The organism is Alteromonas antoniana, from assembly GCF_019249295.1.
In the GTDB taxonomy this organism is placed as follows: Bacteria; Pseudomonadota; Gammaproteobacteria; order Enterobacterales; family Alteromonadaceae; genus Alteromonas; species Alteromonas antoniana.
Window position 1 is genome coordinate 1 of sequence record NZ_JAESDH010000027.1, and the last position, 19,219, is coordinate 19,219.

The following is a 19,219-nucleotide window of genomic DNA, read 5'->3' on the forward strand; positions in this document are numbered from 1 at the left end:
CGCTGTGTAAGACTCAAACCTAAGAAGTATCCAGTGAAAAGAAAAATGCCAGTCAGTTCTTAACTGACTGGCATTAACCTTTAGGGTGCCTTTTTTGTACACCACGATGAAGGTTATTCCGGTTCTGTCCGTATGAATATCGCCTGAGAATTCCTGCCAATGGGGGCAAGCTCACTATAACGAGAAGCGAAAATAAACAAAGTGAGCGTCAGTATTTCTGCTGTACGACGCTGTCAGTCTTCAGATAATGTGACGGTATTTACAACCCGGTTTCTGCCTTGGCGTTTTGCCGCGTACAGCGCCTCATCAGCTTCAGACAATGCCTGATTCACTGTTTTCTGACTATTCATTTCTGAAATGCCGAAGCTGGCTGTCACTAAAAGTGATAAGTTTTCGGGGTCATAACGATGGGTGGCCAGTCTGTTGCGAACCGCTTCAGCCAGATGAGCTGCACTTTCTGCAGGAGTGTCAGGAACTACGATAAGAAACTCCTCACCACCCCATCGTGCAACGAGGTCCTGCTTTCTCACCGATGCACTCAGGGTCTCGGCGACATAGCGCAATACTTTGTCTCCACAGTCGTGGCCGTGTTCGTCGTTGACCTGTTTGAATTTATCGATATCACAAAGCACTACGCTACACGCAGCATTGTTGCGTGTAGCGCGAGCCAGTTCACGTGCGAGCTCTTCCTGAATAAAGCGCCGGTTGGGAAGCTCTGTGAGCACATCGTGCATCGCCAGATGCTCAAACTTATTATTGAGGTTCTGTATTCGCTGAATGCTGCGTTGTCGCGTGTATTCATATACAGCGGAAAACAGGATAGTGGTGAGCAGTGAGAGCAAAAAACGGATCTTAAAGCTTAGTGTATAGGTGGTTTGCAGTAGCTGGTTATCTGGATAGAAAAGCAATACGGTGATCGTGCATACAAATACGCCGAGTATCGACATGCCTATTTTCAGTCCGCCAAAAAACAGGGCGACCGGCGGGAGAATATAAATCCACATAACGCCTGAATTATCGTAACCACCAGTGACGATAAGCAATATCATCAGGGCGAAAAGAGAACCTATCAGAATAGCGGCGGGTAGCGGTTGTTCGTAGGGAGGGTCTTCGGGGTTGAGTACCAACCTGGCGACAACCAGAGCACCGCTGATGAGCAGCAGTAGCAGGCCCATGGACCAGAAGTCGATCAAAAACGAGTTAGCACCAAAGCACAGTGGAAGCAGCACTCCCACCACGGTGAATAAGTTAATCACCGCAATCCTGCGGTTGGTTTCTTCGTTGAACTGGCTTGAGCAACCTTGCTGTAGCAACTTCTGTATTTTTCTTAGCATGGTCAAACAGGTTGTCCGGTCATTCTGTATTACGCAACTCACGTACAATTGCCATCAGAGTGAATGATGTAAAACTCTTCAGGCCATCGCTTACCTACGCGGAATTGCGTTATATACTACTGCTATACGTAGATTATGCGAAAAATTTGGTCAAAAAAGTATCATACCTTAGATGTACCAAAGAATAATCGTAGTAACTACACTGAAAGTCCCTGGGGACGCGCTATTCTGCGCGTAACGCAGTGACCGGAGGCAGACTTGCAGCTTTATATGCAGGGTAGCTGCCGGCAATCAACCCGACTACTACCGATACACCCATTCCAAGACCGGCACTGGTAAGGGTAAATAAGGGGGGGAGCGCGGGTAAAAATGACCAGATGATGAATTGCGCCAGTAATACAAACAGCAAACCGAGTGCGCCTCCAAGCAAAGCAAGAAGCACAGCCTCGCCGAGAAAAAGTTTGACCAGCGCATGACGATGCATTCCAAGAGCTCTGAGCAAGCCAACTTCACTGCGGCGCTGAGCCAGCGTGATGGTGAGAATACTGTAAATACCTACCGAGCCGACCAATAGTGAAATGGCACCGATAGCGATGCCAGCGATCCTGACGACATTCAGGATAGCGTCGAGAGTAGCCAGCATCTGGTCCTGGGTCACAATCGTAAAATCCTCATCGCCGTGACGCTGCACCAGGTGCGCTCTGATACGCTCTGCGATGACCTGCGAGGAGGCCTCAGGGCGGTACATCACATCCACTTCCATTAACGACTCCCGGTTGAACATTGCCATCGCGCGAGCAGCAGGGATATATGCCATTTCATCCAGATCCATGCCCAGAAACTGACCTTTTGGCGCAAGAACGCCAACCACCAGGAAACGACTGCCAGCAATATGGATAAAACTGCCCAACGCGGGCTGGTTGTCGTACAAGGCGTTATAAAGTTTACTACCAATAACGGCATAGGCCCGTGGATGTGAGATATCATCTGCTGGCAGAAACCGGCCCTGAGCCATGCGGAGTTGCCAGGCTTCCAGTGCGGCATCACCGACACCCATAACATCTGTCGCCCGTGTTAAACCGGCGTGTCGCACCTGTGCTGTACCAGCGACAACTGGCACCACGCCATGAACTTGTGGCAGGGTTTGCAGGCTTTGTGCATCCTCCAGGCTGATCCCCCGGTTGGTGCGCAGAATACTTCCCACGCCAAACGTTTGATCCGTACCCGGTGATACCGCGACGATATGGCTGCCAAACTGCGTGAATTCGGCCAGAACAAATTGCTTTACGCTTTCTCCCATCGCGGAGAGTAAGGTCACTGCACTGACACCTACCGCGAAACCCAGCATGGTCAGAAAATTGCGGCTGCGTCCTGCCAGTACAGAGGTTTTAATCCATCTGAGCGTATCGGTAGTGTTCATCCCCTGAGTACCTCTACTGGCGACACGCCGGCTGCCCGGCGTGCAGGCAGGTAACTGAAAATGAGAGCCGTAAGGACTGCCACCGCGAATGCGGTAACATGAGCCCAAAGTGGGGCGGCAATGGGATAGGTGGGAAACTGGTTTGCCAGCAGAGCGACCAGCAACTGTGCCACCGCAAGCCCCACGCTGCTCGCCGCAATGACCAGCATCAGCGACTCTGCGACAAATAGCCTGATTATCAGTTTTCGACTGCTGCCAATGGCTTTCAGCAGGCCAATCTCCTGGCGTCGTTGCTGCACGGATACCAGGCTGAGGTTCATAATCAGTATCCCGGCAACCAGTAAACTGATCGCAGCGAGTAAACCGACAACAGCAGTCAGCGTGTACATAATATTATTGAATGCGCTTAATACCGATTGCTGCGTAATGACTGTGATGTCTTCCTCACCCTGATGGCGTTGTTTCACCAGGGCATAAATGGCCGATATCACTTGTTTTTCGTCTGCCATGTCGTTCAGGTCAATCAGCAGTCTGAACAGGGCTTCTGTGCTGAAAACAGCCTCGCTGGCTTTTACCGGAATCAGCAGCATATTTCCCAGATCCAGCCCCAGTGACTCGCCCTGATCTTGCAGGACGCCAACCACGCGAAACCGGTAACCATCTATTGAAATCATCGCGCCTAACGGTTGATTGTGACCAAACAGTGCTTTGGCCAGGCCTGCGCCCAGGACGGCTACCTGACGATGTACCCGTGCAGCGTCGTCAGGCAGACCGGTGCCCTGGGAAAATGCCATGTTGCGTGCAAAGATAAAGTCGTTAGTCGAGCCGATAACCATTGCATCCCGAGACCGGTTCATAAAGCTTGCCTGAGCGGTTCCGGCGATGATGGGGGCTACGCGTTTTACTCCCGGTAAGGCGGCGATGTGACTGGCATCATTCAGCGTCAGATCCCGGGTTGTGGTGCCGTAAAACGGAATCGAGCCGCCACTGGTTTGCTTTTTCCCGGGAAGAACAATGACCAGGTTGCTTCCCAACATTGCAAATTCCTGCTCGACATAGCGACGGGCACTTTCTCCGAGACTGACCAGCAACACTACCGACAGCACGCCTAGCGCTATGCAAAACACCAGTACGCTGGTTCGCCACCGGTGGCGGGAGAAAAGTTGTGCATTAAAACGCAGCAGATCGTAGGTTGTCATCGCTGACTCAGCACGCCGTCGACCATGGTGATTTTACGAAGGGCACGTTCACCAAGGGCATGATCATGGGTCACGACTACCAGCGTGATACCCTGACTATTCAGCGCTTCCAGCAGCGTAACGATATCGTTACCTGACTGTTGGTCGAGGTTGCCGGTGGGCTCATCTGCCAGAATGATTGTCGGCTGCATAACAATGGCTCTGGCAATGGCAACACGTTGCAACTGTCCGCCGGACAGTTGGCCAGGTTTGTGATGTGCACGCTCAGTCAGGCCTACCTTTGCCAGTAATTCGCTGACGCGTGCGTTTCGGGTTTTCGTCGGCACCTCTGCCAAGACCATCGGCAGTGCAATATTCTCGAACGCGGTCAGTCGGTCAATAAGCTGAAATGACTGGAAAATAAAGCCGATATAACGTGCCCTTAGCGAGGCTCGCTGTTCTTCATTTAGCTGACTGGTTGGGGTTTCTTCAAGGGTATATTCACCGCTATCAATGGTGTCCAGTAATCCAAGCATATTCAGCAGTGTCGACTTGCCTGATCCGGAAGGGCCCATAATACTAAGGTAGTCCCCCTGCTGAATCGTTAACTGAATGTCCTTGAGGACATGCAGCATACCCGCACCGGATGGGTAATACTTATTTATGCCGTCAAGCTGGATCATAATGCGTCCGTGGCAGTGTTTACCTGCATACCAGGCTCCAGTACTACGCCATTGCTACTGAGAACAACGTGTTCCCCCAGCGCCAGACCTTCAGTGATCTCCGTGACCTGCCAGTTCTCCAGTCCGACAGAAACGGTTCGCAGCGCAACCTGCCCGTCTTTCACAACCCACACCTGATTGTTATTAACAATGGCTTGGGTGGGAACAGATAACACATTCTCTGTTGCCTCAATTTCAATGCTGACATCGGCACTGTAGCCAACCAGCAAGGTGGCGAAGTTATCAATAATTTCCACCTCGATTTCAACAGTTCTGGCCTGTTTTTCACGGGCAAAAACATAAGGGGCAATTCGCTGAACCCGGCCTGCAAATGTCTGTCCGCGATAGGCATCCAGCGTAATGGCGACAGGTTGGCCAAGTGCCAGGGCGCCGGCATCGACCTCATCAATGGGGGCACTGACGTAAAAGCAGCTGTCGTCAATCAAATCTATCATCGGAAGCGTAGGGATCCCCGGAGGCGATGGCGTAGCAAATTCACCTACTTCGCCGTTAATTTCGGCGATTGTGCCGGTAAATGGCGCAAGGATTTGCGTTTTACTTAGTTGTGCCTGATACCACTCTATCTGCGACTTTACCTGATTGCTGTCGGCCTGACTGACGTCGCAAGCCAGCGCGCTGGCCCTCGCCCGTGACACACTGACATCAAGCTGCTCATCGCTGATCAGTTTTTTGGTGAACAGCGATTGATGGCGGTTGGCTTCGCGCTGATCGGCCTGTGCAATGACGCAGGCCCGTTGCTGGTTCAGCCGGGCCGCATCTAACTGATAGCGGGCTTGCCTCAGCTGCGCCTGAATGTCGTCATTAAACAGACTCAGGAGCACAGCATCTTTCTGGACCTTATCGCCTTCAGATACAGGAATACTGGCAATCTGCCCTCCAAGCGGTACTGACAATTTAGCCCGGCGACAGGCCTGAACCGAACCCGAACGCGTATTAGTGACGGTTTTCGCTACACGTTGTTTGCTTACCTCAACGGTTTGCACTGTGGCGATGTCTTGTGGCATGAATTTCCAGACACAGATGCCAGCGATGACACCTGCCAGAAGGAGTATCCACTTTTTCATTGCGACGTCCCTGGCGACCAATCATATGTTGATTATGGCAAAGTATTTACCGTTTACGCTTTGACCTTGCGCAAAAAAGCATTAATTCGATGATGTTGGGAACAGAAGTATTGGCAGTGGAAGAGACGGAATACTGGTTCGGCGCTTATGGTGCTGAGGGTTGTAAAAAGAGGACAGATCGGTGAATGCACCGGCCTGCCTCCGGGCTTTTCTACATCAAAATCATGGTGCTATCGCCATCACATTCGTAAGGGTCGCCGGCGTCATCAGGACCCACGATGCGCACAACGTCATGATCAATATCGTCGATCAGCGGGCGGATTTCCTTTTCAAACGCGTTGGCGGCGGTCTCAATTACGCGCGCCTCTTTCTCCAGTGCTTCAAACTGTTTTTCATGGTTTTTCATCAGCGCCTCAAGCTCCTGCGCCAGCGCTTCCTGCTCCCGTAGCTGCTTCTTATTGATACGTAAGGTGTCGCCATCTTCCTGAATCGCCTGGTGAGTAAGTTCACTTATTTTGTCAGCGTAGTCATCAATATCTGCGTCCAGGCTCTCAACCGGCTGCGTCAGTGCTTCCATTTTTTGCTCCGACGCTGTTAGTGCCAGGTAGGCATCGACCTGTGATGGGGTGAGTATTGATTCGCTTACGACATTGCAGTCTTCAAAGGCTATCAGCCGGTAATTGCTGGTATTTGCCAGAGTGAAATGGGTACTTAAGGCAACGATAGCTGACGCCGCAATCGCTATTTTTGTGAGTTTTAGCATACATAGCTCCAAAGTTATGTCGTGGTGTTTAATGTAAGTCGCAGGGAAAAGGCAAAAAGTTGTATGCAGCTAAAAATTTTTAATAATATCTAAAAAGCGCTGGTAAGGGCGTCATTACAGACTTTTTAAACGTTGTTGCGGATTTTCAAAACCCGGTTTTACCTCTTATTTGAGGTGAGTTCGCTTTTGGCTTTTAAACAGTGCTATGTTTATCATTGATTTAAGAAGAACTGACAGTAAACGTAATGGATAGAGCAGTAATTTCTGCGCTGAAAGTGTCTCTGATTTATGCTGGGTTTGCCGCACTCTGGATCCTGTTTTCGGATATAGCGGTAAATGCGCTTATTGACGGTGAAGGATTGCGTACGTTGGTGCAGACTTACAAAGGTCTGGGGTTCGTTACGATAACGGCGCTGATGCTTTTGATTCTGGTGTATCGTTCCGGAAAAACGCTGCAAAAAGTGAACGATGTCGACAGTCTGACGGGGCTCTTTAGTCTTAATATGTTTATCCGGTCTCTGGCAATGGCAATTGACCGCAAAAAGCCGGGATACCGGATTGTATTGGGATACCTGGATGTTGATAATTTCAAAAGCCTTAATCAAAGGCTGGGATATGAACGGGCCGATATTTTTTTGCAGGAGTTAGCTATCGGCATCCGCAACGTGTCGCTGCCAGGCTCTGTCGTTGCCCGGCTACACGCTGACCAGTTTGCCAGTTTCTCCGTCATCGAGAGCGACTTTGACGTCGAAGATCACGCACTTGCCTTCCAGCGCTTTTTTGCACATTGCGCAAAAAGGCTGGACATTGACGCCACCTGTAGCATTGGTGTCGCGATACTCCCCGATGACGGGGTTTCTGCCAAAGAGCTAATGGTGTCGGCAACTGAGGCCCTGAATGTCGCGAAGCAAACCGGCAACGCTATTCAGTTTCATGACAAGTCTCTGGCAGAAAAAGCCATGAAGCGTCGTCAGATGCTGCTTGAGCTTCGCGAAGCAATTGCCAGTGAATCGCTGAAAGTTGTTTATCAGCCAAAGTATGATTTACAGACGATGTCAGTTAGCGGCGCAGAAGTACTGGTTCGCTGGATCCATCCTGTTGAAGGGTTTATTCCTCCGGATGTGTTTATTCCGCTTGCAGAAGAAGTGGGCCTCACCAGCGCCATATCCAAGTTAGTGGTGAAGAAAGTCAGTGAAGAGCTCGATGATGTTGATTTGCTTGGCGACCCGCTCTCGCATGTCGCCATTAACATCTCTGCCACTGAATTTAATGATGCTGCCGAAATGCGGGCGCTGACAAGCTTTATTCTTGAGAAGCCCAGTCTCGCACCGTTTATTCGAATTGAAATTACCGAAACTGCGACGCTGAGTAACATGAAAAACAGTGTCGATATCATATCCCGGCTTCAGGCTTCGGGCCTTACCTTTTCCATTGACGATTTCGGTACCGGTTATACGTCGCTGGCCATGTTGAAAGATCTCACTGTGGATGAAATCAAAATAGACAGAAGCTTCGTCGCAGAATTGAGAGAAGACGAGCGGTCAAGAACTATCGTCGGTGCTATTATTGCCATGGCGCGCAGTTTCGGCATAAATATTGTGGCGGAGGGTATCGAAACGGCAGAACAGTTAGCGCTATTGCAAGAGTTTGGCTGCCTGGAAGCACAGGGATATTTTCTCGGCCGTCCCATGCCGATACATGAATTGATTGCGCATATTGAAAATGCGAAGACGCGCAAGGATATTGCTCATTAAACGTAGGGTGGGTCGCTACTTGCAACACCCAACAGCCCGCTGAATGCTGTTATCATTTCTTCAACCAAAAAGCATCAACAATGATCCTGCGCTGCTGGCTGGCATTCTGTGCTCTAAAGCAAAGTCACGCGCGAAAGTGGAAATTCCGCTGCCAACAGGTTAAATTGTAACCAGTTTGTTGCGCGATTTGCAGCATATGGATAAACGAAGTTGGGAAGACCGTAAACGCTTTATCTATCCGGCAATGGTCTCTCAGGCCTGTGACACGTCAATATCTGTTGTCAAAATCGGCAGGGAGCATGTTTGTAAGGCAGAAAGACTTACTCGAGGTGAAAATGCAAGCTGTTTCCGTCGAAAAACTGGGGAGTAACTGGCAGTCGCGTTGCAACAAGTTAAAGCAAGTTGTCGACATGCAAACCTCAATTGCCAAAGTGGGGATGGATCTCTCTTCTGTATTGCAAATCATTGTCCGCCATTGCGGCCAACTGGTGAATTGTGACGGTGCGGCGATAGAGTTTAAAGAAGGAGAGCGCATGGTATACCGGGCTGCGTCCGGTATCGCAGAGTCTTTTTTAGGGTTGAGTTTACCTATCTCTAACAGCCTGACCGGTTACTGTCTGGAGACGGGCAAAGTTCAGCTGTGCAATGATGTGTTTATTAATCGCCGGGTCAATCAGCCGGCTTGTGCCAAAATCGGCATTGCTTCTATGCTGCTAATTCCACTGCACCATGAAGAGCAGATCGTAGGAGTATTAAAAGTGCTTTCGCGAGAGAAGCACCAGTTTACGTCAGAGGACTCAGCGGCGTTGCGGCTAGTCTCAGAACAGGTAGCTGCCACACTGTATTATTGCCACCGGTTTGTTAAAGACACTCTGGTTTATCAGGCAACTCATGATTTTTTGACCGGGCTGTACAACCGCTCTGCGTTTATGGAGTACCTCCGATTGGAGCAGTCATTGTGTGATCCCTGTCTGGATCAGAAATTCAGTATTCTGGTTCTGGACATGAATGGCCTGAAAACAGTGAACGACAACCATGGTCATCGCGCCGGTGATGCGATGCTCAAAGAGCTCTCGAAACGTCTGCAGAAGGTTTTTCGTCCGTCAGATAAAATCGCCAGACTGGGCGGCGACGAATTTGGCATCATCATGGGGAATATTAAATCAGCAGAATGTATTGAAAGCGTTTTGGAACGTTTCCACCGCCTCACCGAGACCCCTTTAAATTTTGACAACATAACACTGACAATCTCTGCCAGCGCGGGCTGGGCCTTTTATCCTGAAGACAACAGTGGTGACGATTCACTACTGGATATTGCAGACAAACGAATGTATCAGCACAAACACGTGCATTATGCCTCAATGGAGGCATAAAATTTTCCTGCGACGACTCACTGATCGCTGTTATACTTTTTATTGTCAAAGATGTACTACAAGGATGTGTCATGTTTCCAAAAATACTTGCCTGTGTGGCTCTGTTTCTGCTGTTCGTGTGTTTTTCTGAGCCAGCATTTGCCGGTCCCGGAGGGAAAATTGCCAGCGCGGTATTTGATACCTTCCTGGGGAAAATCGTGCTTGGTCTACTGACGATTTTCTTTTTGCCGTTAATTCTGTTGATGGTATTTCGTGAGAAGATGGCCGAGAGGCGCAGCCGCAAAGATCTAAAGTTTATGGCAAAGCATCATTCAAACTTCGACTGGTTGATGCTGAAACATCGCGCTAAAGACTGTTTTATGAAGGTCCATTCCGGCTGGGAAAATGAAGACCTGTCAGAGGTTTCAGACTGGATGACAGACTGGTACTGGCAAAACCAACAGATGGCATATCTGAACCGCTGGCAAGAGGAAGGGCTGGTTAACATCTGCAAGGTGAAGAAGATTAATTATATCCGTCCGGTGCTGTTTGTTCATCGCAACGATCACGGCGAGACGCACGAAGGCTCTATGATAATGATAGCTATAGAAGCCAGGATGAAAGATTATCTGCAGGAAAGGCATACGTCGAAAGTTGTCGAAGGAAGTAAACGCTTTAAAGATATAGAAACGGTGTGGACTCTGATAATTGATCACGGCAAGTGGAAAGTGGCTGATATTGAAGAAGGCGCGATGACACAGTCATATTCGAAAATGATGAAGGACTTGCCAAAGATTGAAAGCACGCTGTTAAGCCAATCTGCTCTCTAATATTTACTTATTGTAGAATACTTTCTCAACCCAGCCAGTGGCGTTTCATTAAGTAAGTATATCCGGGAGTTACCCGCTGCCAGCAAGTCTTAAGAGCAAGGTAACTCGGGCGTTTACTTGTGTTGCGAGCGTAGTGGAATAAGAGCAGATACTGGCATTAGCAGGGACATGCCTGATACGACCAGAGAAAGTAGTAAGATAGAAACTAGTAGGTGCCGCGTGAATCGTTCTCTTTTTATCTCTGAGTCTCCGACTCGTTCATTTTTTAGTCTCAGTTGCAGCTGTCAGGACAGCTGGGTATAAAGGGATAGCAGCGAAGTTATGAAGTTCATATGGTCCTTTTTTGCCTGTTATTCAGCACTCTTTAGTCCGATTGCTTTCAGTCAACCCCTGGATGACATAGCAATTTATACTGACAGTAAACTGTTAATCAGTGAGTTTGAAAAGCAGCCTTACCAGAACGTATCGACAGCACTTGATACCGTGAAACTTCTTTTGGACGAGATGAATTACTCTCGTGAAGTGATGCTTACTTCTTTGCCCCGCGCATTTGCGCTTATGGATGATGGCGAAGCGGCCTGTGTGGTAAATAAAATACTGAATCCGCAAAGAAGAGAAAAGTATGCGCTCTCCTTGCCACTTAACTTTTTTCAGTCCGTGCGACTATACCAACTGGCATCATTACCTCCGCTTAGTGATGGGTTACTGAATGATAACCATCAGCTGCGCAGTCTGCATGAGGCACTGACGCAATATCCCGATGCAGCGATCATTCTTCCCAGTGATTTTTCTTACGGAAAGAAGCTGGATGACGACATCGCGCAGGCTGATCCTGAGCAAATCATTCGTCTACCCAATGACGTTTACTTTGAACGGTTTATGCAGTTATTTTTCAAACACAAAGTGGGATTTGCGCTGATTTTTCCGTCTACTCACGACCGCGCCATGCAGTATGTTTCTCCGGTTCCTTTCAGAGAGTATCAAGTTGAGGGCATTGAGGATTTTACCAGTGGGCATGTGCTCTGCGCTGATACGCAGCGAGGCAGGGAGGCAATTGCTGCTATCAACGACGCGATTGTATCACTGTACGCATCTCCGGCTTACCTTCAGGCGCACCTTCGATATTTACCGGAAAGCTCCAGACCCGTTCTGAAAGAAAAAATTCTCTCTGTCAGGGAAGCGTTCAATAACTAACGCTGACTGCAACTCTTACGTGCGTGTAATGACAGTTTGAACTCGCAGGCCTGTTGGCTGCTTTTGGCAGGTACGGGCGACAGGGGGAAAGTGGACAGGAGTGACGTACAACTATGATCGAAAAAAGGCGCTCGAAAGCGCCTTTTTCATAATAAGATAAAAGATCTTATTTACGACGTCTCATTGCCAATGCAACGAAACCCAGAGCCAGTAGTAAACCGCTGGCAGGAGCTGAAACTTCGGTATAACCGAATGTTGCTGAGCCAGCAGTGGGCGACGCGCTGTCGTAAAGACCCAGAAGATACTGGCCTGCCGCTAAGTTCAGAAATAACATTTCGCCTGGCTGAAAAGCCATACTAGTGCTGCCGCCCGACGCTCCGGTCAGGGAAATCAGGTTACAATCTCCTGCGATGTCACCTGTAGCACTATCGCAGAAGTCAGTGTCAGTAGTAAGACGCGTATAAACACCCCCACTGATAAAATCGAGAGTAAAGCCGGTGACATCAGAAAATGACCCATTGCTTACAAACGCATCCAAAGACAATGTGAAAGCGGTATCACTTTCAAACATTAATCCTAACGCGATAGGCGTGCCGCTCCATTCAAAAACAAACTGGTCCGCATTCAGAGTTGCAGAGCCTGATGTTGAGCCATAGTTGTATTCCGTTGTCGAAATGACAGCACTTTGCGCATTCCATGCAACGCACAGAAGACATGTGAAAGTGAAAACTAAAGATTTGAACTTCATAATTATCCTTTATTTTTTTACTGAGTTGTTTACGTCTTGCGCAGCGGGTTTAATTACTTTGGAGGTAAAATGCGCAGTACTTTTCTTTTTAAAATTCTTAAAGCAAAAATTGGGCCGATATTTTTTGTTTTCTAAAACAGTAAGATAGGTGCCATTTGATGAGATAAAAAATAGATTGTGTAAATTATTTCGACATAAAGATACCGGCATGTAAGCTGCCTGTTGTTGTCTTCAGGATTGCTTACCACATTCGCTGAGTGGCTCTAAGCGCAGTCGTATTTTTTCAGGTTTTGAAGGTGGCAGTGTTCTGTTGGCCTCAGATAAAAAAGCATCTGGCCCTGTCCAGAGAGACGATATGTTTTATGCTGTTTTAAAAATTCAATTGCGTGGCAGGTTTATCAGACACTTTCTTTTATTTAGTCTATGTTGTCTTTTCGTTGCTCAGACATCGGCTTCCGCCCAAACACGCGCGAAAATAATAAGTGATGCCTCGAAATGTACCTTCGATTGTCTTGAGGGCGCTGGTAATAAGGACCGTCAGATGCTGACATTGGCTTCGCTAACCCAGTCAAACGAATACCGGCTTGTTGACTATCGCCACTTTACGGTATTGAAGTATGCGGTTAACAGTCGTAATAAGGAGCCACTCTTAGATGCCAGGAGTGACTCTTTTATAGGTATTACGCTTTAGTGCGTCTGCGTCTGAAAATTGCCACGCCGAGTGCCATGACAAAAAGCGCGAAAGGATTCATTGCGCCGCCCGATGAACCACCGGTAGCGGGTGGGGTTGGATCTGCCCCATCCTCACTGTCAATCAGGGTGTTCGGAACAGGGTCTAGCTCAGGGTTGGTTACGGTAGCAGCATCCGTCACAACAACGTCTGTTATCAGCACAAAATTACCTTCCCCGGGCTCGTCTCCGTTTTCCGCATCTTCCGCGGTAAAGTCAACTAAGGGAATTGAACTGGCAGCCCCGCCCATATTGAAACGAGGGAGTTCATTAATCTCATCAGCCACATCCATGCCGTTATCAATGACCTGGCCAAACACGGTAAATCCGCCGTTTTGCACATCGAGATTCTCGCTGTTGTCTGCCAGGTTAATAAACCACTGTGAAGTCGCACTGTTGGGATCGCCAGATTGTTTTGCCATCGCTATGGTGCCACGAACATTCGATAGCACAGGTTCGTTTATCACCGCGACGCCGGTAGGCACGTTATCCATGGGTAATTCATTGTTATAAGTATAAGCGCCTGCCTGCATAACAAAGTCTGGAGCGAGGCGATGTACGACATTGTTGGCGTAGGCTCCTGAATTGACGTATTCAAGAAAGTTTTCAACGGTTTCAGGCGTATCTTCATCGAAAAGGTTTACAGTGATGGTTCCCAGGTTAGTCCGGATTTCCACTAAAGTGGCCTTGGCCTGGAAGCTGAACAGTGCAGCTACGGTGACAGTGAGTATGGCTTTAATCACGTTTAACTCTTGCTCTTGTTGGGTTAAAAACGAGACTTATGGTATGTAATGCGGGACACGCCAGACACTGGTTTCGTGTATCAAATTGTAATTTTTTGATAACAACCCGCTTTCGGTGACAACGGCTTTTCGTATTTGAATTGCGATTGATAATACTGTCTTGCTACGCAGGTTATTATGCACTGTAAATGTCAGCCCCATTAGAGTAACTGCACTGTGGAGGCAACATGAGACGAACCTGATGATGCTGTTGATGGTAAATCAGAGATCAGGTTCGTACTAAACGGACGACTGAACCGGTGTGTGCTATCGCGATAGTTTCGCCGGTTATCGAAGAAGTATCGATTCTGCAAATAACCTGTTTACACTACGCTTTTTTATGCTTTGGAGACACCATGACGAAAGGTATCGGCGGGAAGACAGCTGAAGAGGTGCTGGCCGGCTTATCTGATATGACCACACAGGCGCAGCCCATTCAAAAAGCGGAATATCTGGCACGAATGGAAAAAGCCCAGTTACTGATGAGAGAGCAGGGAATTGGCGCGCTGTATCTGAATGCGGGGACTAACCTGCAGTATTTCACCGGCATGGCGTGGTATCCCAGCGAGCGTCTGGTAGGCGCTGTATTACCAGCTAAGGGCGAAGTGATATATGTCGCGCCGACATTTGAAATTGACTCGCTGAATGAGCGTAAGCTAATGCCGGGTAAGATGGCGGGCTGGCAGGAGCACGAAAACCCGTATGCACTGGTTGCCAGAATAGTCGGTGAAATGGATAGCGCAGGGGGTGACAAGTTTGCCATTGATGAAGCTACCCCGTTTTTTGTTGTAGACGGAATAAAACAGGCGCTGCCGGGCATGGAGCTGGTAAACGGCGCTTCGGTATCGGCTGAGTGCCGGATGCATAAGTCAGCGGCTGAAATCGCGCTAATTCAACAGGCCATGGATATGACGCTTGCCGTTCACAAGGCCACGGCGAGCATGCTGCACGAAGGCATTACTACCACTGAAGTTGAGGCGTTTGTTGATGCAGCACACCGCAAAGTGGGCGCGAGCGGAAGCTATTTTTGTATAGTCCTGTTTGGCAAAGCGACATCGTACCCGCATGGAGTGAAAGACCCACAGGTGCTGAAACAAAACGACATGGTGCTGATAGATACAGGATGTCGTTTACATGGTTATTTGTCAGATATTACCCGGACTTACTGCTTCGGTGAGGCAACAGAAAAGCAAAAAGCCATGTGGGAGTGTGAAAAGCAGGCTCAGCTGGCAGCGTTTAACGTGGCGACGCCAGGCGTGACTTGCGGAGAAGTCGATGCCGCAGCGCGAACTTATCTGGAGGCTCAGGGGTTGGGGCCAGATTATCAGCTGCCGGGCTTACCTCACCGTACCGGTCATGGTATCGGCATGGACATTCACGAGTGGCCGTATCTGGTAAAAGATAATTCGCATGTGTTAGCTGAAGGTATGTGTTTCAGTAATGAGCCAATGATTGTGGTGCCGGAAGAGTTTGGGATCCGTCTTGAAGATCATTTTTATGTCACGGCGGATGGTGCCCGTTGGTTTACCAGGCCAAGTCAGTCACTGGACGCGCCATTTGATTAATGGCGCTGTTACGTAAAGCGCTGTCTGGAAAAATGAAAATCCGATATACTCTGCGCACCTTGTTATCCCGCCAAAGGGACTTTCTACGCTGTGAAAACGACTCGTTGATATGACTACTGAAGCACCAAAGCGACTGAACAAATACCTCAGTGATACCGGCGTTTGCTCTCGTCGCGAAGCCGACAAATTAATTGAGCAAAAGCGCGTTACCATCAATGGAGAACTGCCGGAGCTGGGGACCAAAGTGCAGCAGGGCGATACCGTGAAACTGGACGGGAAAGTCGTTGGGGGCGTTGCCAAAGACAAGTCTGACCGGATTTATATTGCTTATCACAAACCTGTTGGCATTACCTGTACAACGGAGCGTCATGTAAAGGGAAATATCATTGATGCGATAGGGCATAAAGAGCGGATCTTTCCCATAGGCAGGCTGGACAAACCTTCAGAGGGGCTAATCCTTCTGACCAGCGATGGCGATATAGTGAACAAGGTGTTGCGCGCTGAGAATGCGCATGACAAAGAATATATCGTTACGGTTAATCAACCCATCAGCGAGCGTTTCTTAACGAAAATGGCGAAAGGCGTGCCGATTCTGGGGACCGTCACTAAGCCTTGCCAGGTCAGTGCCCGTGGCAAGTTCCAGTTCAGCATTATTCTGACTCAGGGGCTTAACCGCCAGATCCGCCGCATGTGCGAGTTCTTAGGTTATGAAGTGACTAAGTTAAAGCGTGTACGTATCATGCATCTGCAACTTGGTAAATTGCGGCCAGGGGAATGGCGCAACCTGACAAAGCAGGAACTGCAGCAGCTTAACGATGCCGTTAAGCACTCCAAAAAAACGGCGTAAAGCAGAATAAACCGGGTACGCAAAACATCGCCGGTTAAGCAATTTAAGAGCCTGTAGAAAGCGTTTATCGTTTATCGCCAGTTAAGGTAATACTGACTGGCCCAAGTCACCGGGACTCTTGGGTTGATAGCTGGTAGGCGCAAATTGCCACTGAATTTGCCAGGTTGAGTGAGTCAATGGCGCCACTTCCTGCAATTGTAAATGCCTTGGCATGGCTGTCAGCTACCTTCTCAATGGGGACGCCGCGCGCTTCATTGCCAAAAAGGTAACAGTCGTACTCACCAAATTCAGACGCATTGATGTTTTTCCCTTTCAAATCCAGATAAGCCAGTTTCGTAAAGCGCTCTGGCAATGTGTCCAGTGGCACATCAATCTCTATGGGAAGGTGGAAAATTGCGCCCATACTGGCACGGACCACTTTCGAGTTGAATGGGTCAACGCTGTTGGGACTAAGCAATAAACGAAAACCACCAAACCAGGCAAGATTTCGAATGATGGTCCCCAGATTGCCTGGGTCCTGCACTTCATGCAGAAAAATACAGCGCTGCGTTACCGGCGACGAGTCCTGATTTAGCGCAGGTAATGGCACGCAGGCAACCACACCCTGAGGGGTTTTGGTGTCACTGAGTCTGGCCATTTGTTTTTCACTGACCACTACCAGATTATAATCAGCGTTAAGCGCCTGCGCCCAGTCCTGCCGGGACTCGGTAATGTACAGTGTGATCTGCTTTGCTGCTGATGGTGTTGTCAGCGCTTTTTGCAGCTCAATGATGAGATGCTCACCTTCAACCAGATAATGGCCAAATTCCGCACGGTATTTCTTCTGATGCAGTTTTTTCACATCATCTAGTTTCATGTTTACGAGCCTGTTTTAGGGGAAGTATTTTTGCAATTTACGCGGGCAAGTTTACAATAATCGCCCCTTTTGCGATACCGGAGCAGGCTAACTTCATGGCGCGATCAAAAACCAGTAAAAAGTGGATGGACGAGCACGTTAACGATCCCTATGTGAAAAAAGCGCAAATTGATGGTTATCGCTCTCGCGCCAGCTACAAGCTGATTGAAATCAATGAAAAAGATGCGTTGTATCGCCCCGGCAGTGTAGTGGTAGATCTTGGTTCTGCTCCCGGTGGCTGGTCTCAGATAGTGGCACCAGCGGTGGGTGAGCACGGACGGGTAATTGCGTCAGATATTCTGCCTATGGATTCGATTATTGGCGTGACCTTTATTCAGGGTGATTTCACCGATGAAGCTGTATATGAGAATATCCTTCAGGCACTCGATGGCGGTCAGGCCGATACAGTGATATCTGATATGGCACCTAATCTGAGCGGTGTGAAAACCACTGACCAGTATGCGGCGATGTACCTGGTTGAGCTGGCGCTAGATATGGCGCGAAACGTACTGAAGCCTGGCGGCAGCTTTTGCGCCAAAGTGTTTCAGGGCGTAGGCTACGATGAATACTTGCAAGACGTGCGTAGTTCTTTTCAGAAGGTGATTGTAAGAAAACCTGCGGCTTCCAGACCCCGTTCCCGTGAAGTGTACTTAGTGGGGAAAGGGTTTAAAAGCCAGTAATCTGGTATTGCTGCATTCGTCCGAGCAGCTTGTCGGGGTGCATGTAAAGCAAGTCATATGAGTTAGTATCGTTTGTGCAACTAAACGATACTGACATGTCCTTTGGGGAGCTTCCTGAGCCAGCCTGATAGCTCTGCATTGCCTATGGCTTATAATCTCTGCTGACAGGTGCGCGATAGGGAAGTGCACCTCTGTACCAGAGCAATTGTCGAGCAACAAAAACTGGCCGTGGAGTAAAGTAAAGAGCGGCGTAAAGTGGGCCGATGGTTATCTGCGGCCCTGCTTCATTCGTTTACTTTGCGCTTCACGCTTCTCGTTGCGTTTCTCTTTGCGATCATGTTTATCCGGGGTTGCTGAGCCTTCTTTAAACCGTTGCTTGCGCTTGGCTTTGTCCGCTGCTTTTTTCTCTGCGGCCGCAGCCATTTCCACTTTTTCTTGCGCAACCATTTTGGGTGTTTCAAGGCTTATTCTGCCAAGTTTTCCTGACTGCAACTCCGTAATCAGCACCTCGCAGATTTTATGCAAATTGACCCGACCGCCGCGCATGATAGCGCCGCGCTGTTTTGCTGCGGCTTCAAGAAACTCCAGTTCCGTTTCAGGTAACTCGTCAAGCTTGTAGCGCGTTGTCATTAGCTCTGGATAGGCTTTTATCAAATAGTCGGCAGCGAAAAAACCAACATCATCAAATTCCATTGCGGTGTTCTTCACCGCACCAGAGGCCGCCAGGCGATAAATAGAGTTGGGGTTTTCCAGCTTAGGCCACAGCACGCCTGGCGTGTCGTACAGCACAATTCCACTGCCAAGGTTAATGCGTTGCTGGCTTTTGGTCACGGCGGGTTCATTGCCCGTTTTAGCAATGATTCGGTCGGCCAGAATGTTAATAAGGGTCGATTTGCCGACATTAGGAATACCGGTGATCATCGCGTTGATCGACTTCACCGAGGCATCTTTACCGGCGCAGTGCTCGCGAATTAGCGGTATGATCTGTTTGGTATCAGCGGGCTGATTGCTTGAAGTGGTAATGGTGAATACACCACGCTGACTCTCAAGCTCTTCTTGCCATTGGCGGGTTATTTCCGGATCGGCCAAATCAAACTTATTCAGAATTTTCAGGCATGGCTTGTCGCCGCGTATTTTCGCAATTTCCGGGTTTTCACTGGAATAGGGAATGCGGGCGTCCAATACTTCAATCAGAATATCTACCTGACTTAAGGACTCTTTTATCTCTTTCAGGGCTTTATGCATGTGCCCCGGAAACCACTGTAAGGCCACGTCGGCTTTCCTCAAAAACGCAAATTTTGCATATTGTACTTGATTAGAGCTGTCGGCGGGTATGGAATT

The 19,219-nt window shown here is 48.9% G+C and carries 17 protein-coding genes; 7 read left to right on the forward strand and 10 right to left on the reverse strand.

From position 1 onward, the window contains the following. Positions 1–233: 233 nt before the first annotated feature. The 6 genes from JKP77_RS18340 to JKP77_RS18365 form a co-directional block, all read right to left on the reverse strand. On the reverse strand, positions 234–1,334 hold the full coding sequence (locus JKP77_RS18340; RefSeq protein ID WP_218312622.1) for a GGDEF domain-containing protein: 1,101 nt from the start codon (positions 1,332–1,334) through the stop codon (positions 234–236). Positions 1,335–1,557: 223 nt separating this feature from the next. Next, complete coding sequence (locus JKP77_RS18345) at positions 1,558–2,754, reverse strand: ABC transporter permease (protein ID WP_218312623.1); 1,197 nt, start codon at positions 2,752–2,754, stop codon at positions 1,558–1,560. Beyond that, entirely contained in the window at positions 2,751–3,953 is a 1,203-nt protein-coding gene (locus tag JKP77_RS18350) for an ABC transporter permease (RefSeq protein WP_218312624.1), read from the reverse strand. Before JKP77_RS18350 ends, JKP77_RS18345 begins: the two co-directional genes overlap by 4 nt. Further along, a complete protein-coding gene (locus tag JKP77_RS18355) occupies positions 3,950–4,615 on the reverse strand; it encodes an ABC transporter ATP-binding protein (RefSeq protein ID WP_218312625.1) in 666 nt (221 codons plus the stop codon). The genes JKP77_RS18350 and JKP77_RS18355 overlap by 4 nt, the downstream gene beginning before the upstream one ends. Then, the gene (locus tag JKP77_RS18360) at positions 4,612–5,739 is read right to left on the reverse strand and encodes an efflux RND transporter periplasmic adaptor subunit (RefSeq protein WP_218312626.1); all 1,128 of its coding nucleotides are present in this window, start codon (positions 5,737–5,739) and stop codon (positions 4,612–4,614) included. Before JKP77_RS18360 ends, JKP77_RS18355 begins: the two co-directional genes overlap by 4 nt. 211 nt (positions 5,740–5,950) lie before the next feature. Next, positions 5,951–6,502, reverse strand: coding sequence for a coiled-coil domain-containing protein (locus JKP77_RS18365; protein ID WP_218312627.1), 552 nt, complete (start codon positions 6,500–6,502; stop codon positions 5,951–5,953). A 245-nt stretch (positions 6,503–6,747) separates the two neighbouring features. On the opposite strand from JKP77_RS18365, the gene JKP77_RS18370 reads away from it, so the two are divergent. The 4 genes from JKP77_RS18370 (at position 6,748) to JKP77_RS18385 (ending at position 11,632) form a co-directional block, all read left to right on the forward strand. After that, a complete protein-coding gene (locus JKP77_RS18370) occupies positions 6,748–8,256 on the forward strand; it encodes a putative bifunctional diguanylate cyclase/phosphodiesterase (protein ID WP_218312628.1) in 1,509 nt (502 codons plus the stop codon). A gap of 335 nt (positions 8,257–8,591) precedes the next feature. Continuing rightward, a complete protein-coding gene (locus JKP77_RS18375; protein WP_218312629.1) occupies positions 8,592–9,629 on the forward strand; it encodes a sensor domain-containing diguanylate cyclase in 1,038 nt (345 codons plus the stop codon). 71 nt (positions 9,630–9,700) lie between these two features. After that, entirely contained in the window at positions 9,701–10,438 is a 738-nt protein-coding gene (locus JKP77_RS18380) for a Tim44 domain-containing protein (protein WP_218312630.1), read from the forward strand. 321 nt (positions 10,439–10,759) lie between these two features. Then, on the forward strand, positions 10,760–11,632 hold the full coding sequence (locus tag JKP77_RS18385) for a hypothetical protein (RefSeq protein WP_218312631.1): 873 nt from the start codon (positions 10,760–10,762) through the stop codon (positions 11,630–11,632). 166 nt (positions 11,633–11,798) lie between these two features. Here JKP77_RS18385 and JKP77_RS18390 read toward each other — a convergent pair whose 3' ends face one another. After that, positions 11,799–12,380 carry a hypothetical protein gene (locus JKP77_RS18390; RefSeq protein ID WP_218312632.1) on the reverse strand — a complete coding sequence of 194 codons (582 nt, stop codon included), beginning with the start codon at positions 12,378–12,380 and terminating at the stop codon, positions 11,799–11,801. Between the two features lie 680 nt (positions 12,381–13,060). Then, a complete protein-coding gene (locus tag JKP77_RS18395; protein ID WP_338024895.1) occupies positions 13,061–13,852 on the reverse strand; it encodes a peptidylprolyl isomerase in 792 nt (263 codons plus the stop codon). Between the two features lie 395 nt (positions 13,853–14,247). Here JKP77_RS18395 and JKP77_RS18400 point away from each other — a divergent pair, with 395 nt between their 5' ends. Together JKP77_RS18400 and rluF are read left to right on the forward strand one after the other, a co-directional pair. Further along, positions 14,248–15,456, forward strand: a complete 1,209-nt coding sequence (locus JKP77_RS18400) for a M24 family metallopeptidase (RefSeq protein ID WP_218312633.1) — start codon at positions 14,248–14,250, stop codon at positions 15,454–15,456. Positions 15,457–15,565: 109 nt separating this feature from the next. Then, on the forward strand, positions 15,566–16,303 hold the full coding sequence (rluF, locus tag JKP77_RS18405; protein WP_218312634.1) for a 23S rRNA pseudouridine(2604) synthase RluF: 738 nt from the start codon (positions 15,566–15,568) through the stop codon (positions 16,301–16,303). A gap of 106 nt (positions 16,304–16,409) precedes the next feature. Here rluF and JKP77_RS18410 read toward each other — a convergent pair whose 3' ends face one another. Beyond that, on the reverse strand, positions 16,410–17,159 hold the full coding sequence (locus JKP77_RS18410) for a TrmH family RNA methyltransferase (RefSeq protein WP_218312635.1): 750 nt from the start codon (positions 17,157–17,159) through the stop codon (positions 16,410–16,412). Between the two features lie 95 nt (positions 17,160–17,254). Here JKP77_RS18410 and rlmE point away from each other — a divergent pair, with 95 nt between their 5' ends. Further along, entirely contained in the window at positions 17,255–17,878 is a 624-nt protein-coding gene (gene rlmE, locus JKP77_RS18415; RefSeq protein WP_218312636.1) for a 23S rRNA (uridine(2552)-2'-O)-methyltransferase RlmE, read from the forward strand. A gap of 267 nt (positions 17,879–18,145) precedes the next feature. Here rlmE and ylqF read toward each other — a convergent pair whose 3' ends face one another. After that, complete coding sequence (gene ylqF / locus JKP77_RS18420) at positions 18,146–19,150, reverse strand: ribosome biogenesis GTPase YlqF (RefSeq protein WP_218312637.1); 1,005 nt, start codon at positions 19,148–19,150, stop codon at positions 18,146–18,148. Positions 19,151–19,219: the final 69 nt, after the last annotated feature.